This window comes from Methylobacterium sp. 2A (assembly GCF_009806555.1).
Classification (GTDB): Bacteria; Pseudomonadota; Alphaproteobacteria; order Rhizobiales; family Beijerinckiaceae; genus Methylobacterium.
On the sequence record NZ_VUOK01000065.1, the window covers coordinates 22,873 to 30,953 of the forward strand.

General features: G+C 65.5%; 7 protein-coding genes. 1 reads left to right on the plus strand and 6 read right to left on the minus strand.

The annotated features are described in order from the left end of the window. The first annotated feature begins 61 nt into the window (after positions 1-61). The gene (locus tag FVE89_RS30325; protein ID WP_161393866.1) at positions 62-607 is read left to right on the plus strand and encodes a hypothetical protein; all 546 of its coding nucleotides are present in this window, start codon (positions 62-64) and stop codon (positions 605-607) included. Between the two features lie 273 nt (positions 608-880). Here FVE89_RS30325 and FVE89_RS30330 read toward each other — a convergent pair whose 3' ends face one another. The 6 genes from FVE89_RS30330 to repA all read right to left on the minus strand — a co-directional run bounded on the left by FVE89_RS30330 (position 881) and on the right by repA (position 7,572). Next, positions 881-1,114 carry a hypothetical protein gene (locus FVE89_RS30330; protein ID WP_161393867.1) on the minus strand — a complete coding sequence of 78 codons (234 nt, stop codon included), beginning with the start codon at positions 1,112-1,114 and terminating at the stop codon, positions 881-883. Positions 1,115-1,128: 14 nt separating this feature from the next. After that, complete coding sequence (locus tag FVE89_RS30335) at positions 1,129-2,487, minus strand: exodeoxyribonuclease VII large subunit (RefSeq protein ID WP_161393868.1); 1,359 nt, start codon at positions 2,485-2,487, stop codon at positions 1,129-1,131. Between the two features lie 102 nt (positions 2,488-2,589). Next, positions 2,590-3,483, minus strand: a complete 894-nt coding sequence (locus tag FVE89_RS30340; protein WP_161393869.1) for a hypothetical protein — start codon at positions 3,481-3,483, stop codon at positions 2,590-2,592. A 409-nt stretch (positions 3,484-3,892) separates the two neighbouring features. Next, positions 3,893-5,143 (minus strand): plasmid replication protein RepC, encoded by a 1,251-nt coding sequence (gene repC, locus FVE89_RS30345; protein WP_161393870.1) that lies wholly within the window; start codon positions 5,141-5,143, stop codon positions 3,893-3,895. 186 nt (positions 5,144-5,329) lie between these two features. Then, entirely contained in the window at positions 5,330-6,346 is a 1,017-nt protein-coding gene (gene repB / locus FVE89_RS30350) for a plasmid partitioning protein RepB (protein WP_348644750.1), read from the minus strand. After that, the gene (gene repA / locus FVE89_RS30355) at positions 6,343-7,572 is read right to left on the minus strand and encodes a plasmid partitioning protein RepA (protein ID WP_161393871.1); all 1,230 of its coding nucleotides are present in this window, start codon (positions 7,570-7,572) and stop codon (positions 6,343-6,345) included. Before repA ends, repB begins: the two co-directional genes overlap by 4 nt. Positions 7,573-8,081: the final 509 nt, after the last annotated feature.

Sequence of the window (8,081 nt, forward strand, 5' to 3'; positions counted from 1 at the left end):
CCCCTTAACGGGACGCTTCAATGCAGGCAAGCCCCTCCCACGGAACTGAGAGACCATAGCGATGGATGAAGAGAGTTCCCCACCGAACAATCCCAAACCTGACCGATATCGCCTCACGCGGGAGAAGCGGGTGGAGTTTGAAGCGCTCGTCAACCATCACGGGGCTACCGATGAGCAGAGGGCGGCTTGGAAGAAGTTCTTCTCTCGCTGTCAGAACAACCCTCCGCACAATGTAAGTGATCATTATATAAGTGAGGTGATCGGACAGTGGCATGCCGCCAAGGGCTCATTCGATCCAATGTATTGGAATGAAATTGAAAGGTTGTTCATCAAGGAGTCCGAACACAAACTCGCTAAAGGGGCATGGAACGAGAGAAGATACAAGGACGAATTGTCCGCGCTCCACCGTCAGCGTGAAAGCGATCGCCAAGACCTGCTCCGGATCCCAAACTTAATGCGCGCCGACGATGCTGTGACCGCTATGCGTTTATACCACGGGAAAGGCGGTCGTTCGGGTAGTCGGGGTATCTCCGAGGAGGCGAGGTTCATGCTCCGGGCACTAAGGCACGGTGGTCTGTCCCTTTCGGGCGATGAGACAGACGACTGAGTCCGCAATGAGCTGGTCGGTCCGGCCCTGACGGTCCCCGGTGCGATGGTCGTTCCGCACCGGGCTGGCACCGGTGCGAGATAGCCTGCACTTCCGGCACAGACGACATCCCGTGCTCCCGTCGAACCGGTCACATCCAGGGGTTTGGACGAATGCGCATGAGACAGGACTGAGTTCTTCGGATCCGGTCCCGGGGTAGTTCGTGAGGGAGGCTCAAGTGCGGGCGTGGCCATCGATCCGGCCACGCCTGCACCATTAGGCGAACGAGGCCCATCAGGCTGGGTGTATAGGCCTCGCGTGGCCACGCAGGCAGGCGATCGCCTCGCGGATCTTGACCGACCGGTCGAGTAGGATGCGCTTGAGGCGGTGGGCTTCGGCCACATCGTGGGGCAGACGCGCGAGGCGCTCGTCGAGGTCTCCCGTTCGCAACTCGCGTGCGAGTTGGTCCAGTCGCGCCAGCGCCGCGCAAAACGAGGGTGTTTCGATCGTATCGGTCTCAGGGGTCATGACGGTCTCCGGGGTCAATGCAGGGTGATGGGATCGATGAGTTCGACGCGGGCGACCACGAGGGTCTGGCCGTCCGCGAAGGTGAGGGTGAGGAGGCCGGATGCCGCCGCCGCCTCGGTGATTGGCTGGCCGGCACCATCGGTGAGCCGCACGAGTCCGTCGGGGGATGGGGGCGGTTGCGTTGATGACAATTCGGGGGATGCGACGCCCGGGTCGCGTCTCGGGACGAGCGCGGTCAGGGCCCGTTCCAATCCACGTTCGAGGGTGAGCGATGCCGTGTTCGACCGCCGCTCGGCCGCGGCCAGGCAGGCCTCGGCCTCATCCGCGACCGCCTCGCATCCGGCGATCCCCGCCCGGTACACGCTCGCCTCGAGATCCCCGAGGGCGACGAGTAGATCCGCCCAGGCGCCCTCGGCGTGTTCCGCCGCGGTCTCCATGAGCGAGAGGACGAGATGGCGCGCCTCGGAGGGTGTCGGCAGGCTTCTCCAGGCGGTGAGATCGGCGAGCGTCGGAGCGTCGGTGCGGTGGCCGACCGCCACCGCGACAGGCACGGAGAGGGTGCCGATCGCCCCGGCGACCTCGCGGGCATCGAGGGCGCGGGCCGGGCTCCCGCCGCCGCGCACGAGCAAGACGAGACCACGGTCTTCTCGCCCGCGATGCAAGGCGGCAGCCTCGTCGAGGCGCTGGACCACATCCGCAGCTGACCCAGACCCGTCGAACCGACAGGGCAGATCGTCGATCTGGATCAGCCCGGCGGCCTCGAGCGCGGCCAGGGTCGCGGCGACATCCTCGTACCCCTGCCCGGGAGGATGCAGGATGCTGACGCGTTCGAGACAGACGGGCTGCGGCAGCCGACGCTGTGCGTCGAGCAGATCCGCGCGTGCCAGCGCATCCAATCCCCTGGCCCGTTCGAGCTGGATCGCGCTGGCACGCCAGTCCGGATCGATCGCGGTCACGGACAGCCTCAGGCGTCCGTCGTGCAGCCAGTTGAGGGCGCAGGTCAGGGTGACATCGCGATGGGCGAGCTCGATGGGATCGAACGGGCGGCCGAGCGCGACGGCGATGGCCTCGCGGCTCACGGCGCTAATATGCGCGCGCAGGCTCGGCGACGATCCTCCGGGCACGCCGTGGCTGGGGACGAGCTCGAGGTCGCAGCCGCCGTGTCCCCGGGGCTCGACCCGGGCGACGCTTGCGGTGAGCCGCAGGATCCGCGGCAGGCCCGTCCGCACCGCGCTGCCGGCTCTCGCCCAGACCTCGCGGACGTCGAGCACCGGCCCCGAGGGGTCCGGTGGTGGCGAGGGGCCGCCTGTCATCCGGTCCGATGGGGGATCGGTCGGGGGCGGCCGGGAGGTGTCGAAGAGATGAATACGCATGGGTCGAGGGTGATCTGTCTCGGATGGGGGAGGGTGATCGGCCCGGGGCGTGAGCGCACCGGGGTTCGCCCGGACGCGTGCGTCCGGGCCGGCAGCGCCAGATCAGAAGGGAGCGTCGGCGGTCGCGTCGCCCTCCGGACGGGCTCGGATGAGGGCCGCCGCGATGCGCTCGAGCCGGGGGCGGTCAGCCTGTTCGAGCTCGCCGCGCAGAATTTCTGCGATCGTGATCTCGATCGCCCCGGGGATGGGCGACGAGTGCCACGCGAGGCGGTCGACTAGGGTCGGGACAGGACCGGCGAGCGTCAGCAACGGTGCGCCGATCGCGCAGGCCGCCTCGACGACACGGCGATCGCTGAAAGTCCGCGAGCCGATCCGGCGGTCGCCAGTGACGACCAGCACCGCGTCTGCGCCACCCCAGTGGACGAAGTCGGCGGCGTCGCCGAGGGCCGCGATGACGGCGTCAGCGTCGTCGAGGTCGACCTCGCGCTCAGCGAGGTGGGTGATCCGGCCGTCGTGCCGTGCCTGGAGCCCCGGCGCCAGCGCATCCCAGCGTGGACCTCCACCCTGGGGGATGACGGCAACGAGCTGGCGCAGCCGGTCGGGTCTGCCGCCGCGCCGCCAGAGGCCCTGGCTCTCTAGATCCTGCCGCAGCCGCGCATCGGCAGCAGCCTGAGCTGGGGTCGGCCAGTCGCTCATCGAGATGATCAGGCGCCGCCCCAGACGGGCGTCGTCCTCGACCTCCAGGCGGATCGGGATTTGTTCTCCTGGCCCACCCTGAACCGGCGGGAGATCGAACAGCTTGGCAAACGAGGCGAGCCAATCCTCGCGCAGGAAAACGTGGCCCCAGCTCGGCTGGCCCGAGTCGGATCCCGCCAGCAGGGCGCGCAGACCTGGCTTCGCCCGGTCCGACAGGATCCGCAGCGACGCCTCCAGCCCCGCCCCGTTAGCTGGTGGGCGTGCGGGATCCTGCCCGTCGGCGGACACGGTGATGGTCATGATGGTGGTTCCTCGAGATGAGGGGAGCGGAGCGAGCGGAAGCCGTCACCCCGGCGCGTCGGCGCCCGAGTTCGTCCTCTTCGTCGTCCTTCCCGGGATTTGCGTCGGGTAGCCCGACACCCCCTTGTCCTCGTCTCCTTCAATCGGCCGGCGCGTGGCAGGCGGCCGCTACTTTCGTTTGGCGTTTTCGCCCCAGCAGAGAGGCTTCACCGGACCCCTCTGACATCGGCATCAATGAACGATGCTGCGGGGCCTAGGGTCTAGGCCATGGACAGGATCGCCTGGATTCACCCAGGAACGCGCTTCGGTGTCGCGGGCACCTTGGACAGCCGGCCCGCCCTTCCGCCACGGGGTATCCGGCCCAAGGAGCCATTCCCCGCAAATCGGTGCGCAACCTGCATCAGGATCTTCAGTTGGCGGCATGGCGGCAGCGGGGTTGCCCAGGTAAGGTCTGTAGTTGAGCGCGCATCAATGCCTGAAGCACCGGGCCGAGGCTGAACTCCCCTCGCCTCTTCCGCTCCACGAGGGCTCGCAGGTACCCGCCGGGACTCTTGATGTGCTCGGCACGCTGGAAGATCGCCGCCACCGTCACCGCGGCGGCGGCGTCGCCCATCACCTGGCACGCCTCGAGCCAGGCATCAGGGCTGATGCCGAGCATGGGCCGGATCTTCTCCGCCGTATCCGCCAGGTCCCCCCAGGAGCGGATCCCTTCCCGGGCGAAGTCCGCCACGCCAGGACAGGCATCGAGAACGAAGCGAAGGGGATAGATACCCCTCGGGTCGCCACCGCCCGTGGGGCTGATCTTATCTCGGGGTGGCGCGCCGGATCTCTTCATCTCTAGTCCGAAGGCTTGTTCAGAACTAACGATATCGGGATTTGAATTCTGTTTGTGCCGCTCGGATTGGTCGGGAGTGCCGCTCGATTCTGATGTTTTGTGATGCGCGATGAGCAGCTTGCCCACATCGGCGGCCAGCGCTGCCAGGGCAGTCCCCGCTTCCTCCAGATGACTAGGCGCCGGCACCCGTGGCAGGGCGCCCACGACGGCGGCGTAGCGATCCCGTAGCACCACCGCGGCCCCTGGTGCGCCTTCCTCCGCCTCCAGGGCTTGGATGAGCTTGGCACAGTCGCGGCGGAGCAGGGTGACGCGCTCGCGGGCAACGCGCAGCGCCTGCGCCTCAGCTCGAACCTCGGCGGCCAGTGTGGCGATCTCCTCTGCACGGGCGACGAGGGGGGTGAGATCAAAGCCGTAGGCCTGGGCGATGGCTCCCCCCTGCCCTCTCCGGATGTAGCGCTTCCCGTTCGGGCTATCCCGTCGGATGAGGAGCCCCGCCTCGACTAGGGCAGCAAGATGCCGACGAAGCGTCGCCTCGGCGATGCCGTGCGCTCGCAGGGCCAGAGCGGCGTTCGAGGGGAAGACGACCAGTCCAGGCCCCTCGCCGGCCGCGAGCGCAGTCTCGGGATGGAAGGTCAGAAGAGCGTCGAGAACGGCGAGTGCCCTGTCACCGAGACCGAGCCGGATGCGAGCCGCGGCGATATCGCGGAACACCTTCCATTTGTGGACTGTGGTCTCGCGAGGGCAGCCGTCCGCGTTCGTCTGAGCTCGGATTTGCGCAGGCGTCACTGGCCGCCGCCCAAAGGGCGTCGTGATGTGCAGATCCATCGTCTGGCCGAGTACCGGGCAAAGACAGAGCGTTCGCCGAATCGACGTCAAAACGCTTGACGATGTGCCGGGAGATATGGTCCTCTGCGTTTGCTAATGACGAGAGGGGGTCTTCCGGACGCGGTTCGGGGGGCCCTTTCTTTTTGCGGTGTCCTCGTCTCCTTTCAGTTCGTGCTGCGGGTTGGGTTAGCCCTTGCTCTGCCTGTAGGCGGCAAGGATCTCGGGAAGCCGGTCGGCGAGGTAGTCGCCGAAGCCAGGTGCTATCTTCTCATCTGTCGTCACCCGCACGCCGGACGTGCTGCGCTCGACGCGTGCGAACTTCAGGCCCCTTGGATCCTTCACGGTCTCGGCGCGAGGCTGTGCCTTGCGCGGCGGCGGCACGGCAAGAGCTGCGAGGATCACCGTAAAGCGCTCGTCCGAAGGTTTGCCAGCGAGATCTGGAGAAGCGAGGGCGGTATCAATCAGCTCAGGCGATGCGGCCTTGATCCGATCGGCCAAAGTAAGCCAACGCGGCCGCCCTACGGTGGGGGCCGGCCCGATAGTCGATAGGATCTTCGACGGTATTGCCTCAGCGACAGTCAGAAGGCTGGAAAGGTGGGTTGCCTGCGTCCCCATCGCCTTCGCGATGACATCCCGCGCAACACCCGCCTGGACCATGTTGCCCGCGAAGTGGGCCCGCTCGATGTAGCTGAGGTCGGCCCTGGCAAGGTTCTCGGAGCCCTGTGCGATAAGAAGCTCGGTGTCGCTGAGGGGTCGAACGATAGCGCGCAGCGGACGCCCGAGGATCTGTGCAGCGCGCCGGCGACGACGGCCATATGCGATCTCGTACCGGCCTGGCTCATTCGGCTTCGGTCGGACAAGCGCCGGGCTCCGCTGCCCCTCCTCGCGGATCTGCTCTACGAAAGCGTTGAAGGCAGCATCAGTGGTATCGGGCACACGATCAGCAATCACCGACGGATCGCAGAGATTGGGATCGAGTTCGATTATGCTCCCATCCCGTTCGGCCTCTGCGACCGTACGGGCAGCATCCTGTTCCTGCCAAAGCGCACCGAACGACCGAGCCACGCCGGTCCGCTTCGGCAAGCCCGGAGGAGAAATACCAGTTGGTAAGTGGGGCGAAGTCATTGATTCCATTGATGGTGAGCCTTCCGTCTTAGGCTCTGGGACGCGCCGGGCCATAAGGTCTCGGATGCTCTTGCTCACGCACGCCTCCAGGTGCGGCGGATCAAAAGCTCGATCTCCCGATTGACGTCGTCGAAAGCGTCGAGTGCACGGCGATAGGTTGCCCGGCTCACCTCGTCGCTGCGATCTCTCCCAAGGGAGGTTTCATAGATCGTCTGGCCGAGGAGCCCCGAGGTCGAGACCGCCGGCGTCTGCAGCATGGCCTTCGGCAACACGTAGGGCCCGAACAAATCGTTGAGCATCCCGACGACAGATGTCTGCGGAACGCTCTGCGGATCGTACCGAGTGATCAGGTATCGGAACCAGTCGTGCGTCGGGGGAGGGGCCCCCTGCTTCTTAACGGTTTCCATGAGATCGCTCATCATGGTGAGGAACTGGCGCATCGACGCGAGGTCGATCATCTGCGGATGAACGGTGATCAGCGTCGCGGTGGCTGCACACAGAGCCGAGATCGCGAAGTAGCCAAGCCGCGGCGGGCAATCGATTACCACCACGTCGTAGTCGTCAGCGACGCTCTCCAGCGCTACGGCGAGGCGCGCGAAGAATGGCGGCCCGGCCGTCTTTCGCCTGTCTGGTACGGACATCAGCGGGGCGTAGAACTCGTACTCTTCGAGTTCAAGATTCGCCGAGGCAAGGTCAAGGCCGGGAAAATACGTCTTCCGGATCACCTCGTGCATCGGGCGCTGGCCTTCGCCGTACCGAACCGCGTCGTAGATAGTCGGTCCGTCGTCGTCCGGGCGCATCCCCAGTAGGGTCGAAAGGCTGGCTTGAGGATCGGCATCGATCGCCAGCACCCGATAGCCATGCAGCGTGAGGAAGTGCGCGAGACCCGCCGTGTGCGTGGTTTTGGCGGAGCCACCCTTGAAGTTCGTCAGCGCAATGACCTGAAGGTGCTCGTCCTTCTCGGGATTGCGATGGGGGAGGTAGCCACGCCCAACTCGGTCGATGTCGTGAAGGTAGCTACGGAGAGTGTGGATCTCTGCCAGAGTAAAGTAACGCCGCCCGGCTGGCCCGATTTCAAGATCCGGCGTGAGGCGGTCGAAGGGCAGCTGCCGAAGGCGTACTTCCGTAATTCCGAGTAAGCGCGCCACCTCGCCTGCAGAGAAGCGGCGAAGCGTTTTCTCTGCGGACGGAGGATAAAACCCAGCAGCGAGATCGCGCAGCTTGCCACCGAGAAGGCGTGCATGAGCCGCCGCTATCTGGGTGGACAGCGTCTCGACCCCGTCGACGGCTACATGCTGGTTCATCGGCCGGCCCCGCTAGCGTTAAAACGGCGACAACCGCCATAACACCGCTAGCGAACGATTGAGACCGATTCGGTAAGCAAAGTCGAGTCCGGCTACGCTTGTTTGGGAGCTTGGCCGCGATAAGGTGACATTGCGCGTGCTCCGCACAGCGCGAGTTGGGCGAGGGCGGACGGGGTAACAGTGGTGTGTCGGTGCAAGGTTTCTCGCGTTCGCGAGCTTGGCTATCCGACGACACACAACGGCTGTTGCGTCTGCTTCCGACCATCGATCAAGGGATATCTAACGGCCGTGCTGGGTCGCAAGCGGACCCTGGCCTAACCGCTCGAAAAGGACCGTTTTTGAGCGGGTTTTCCGGTGGCGGCTAACCCTTTGCAGAAATTGAAGCAGGATCGCGCTTAAACGTGCGCTCGAAACGTCCGATCCGTTTTGACAAGGTTTGGCAATCCTTGCCATGATCGACTAGGAGGTGCCGACCATGGCGACCATGAACGTATCACTGCCCGATCCGT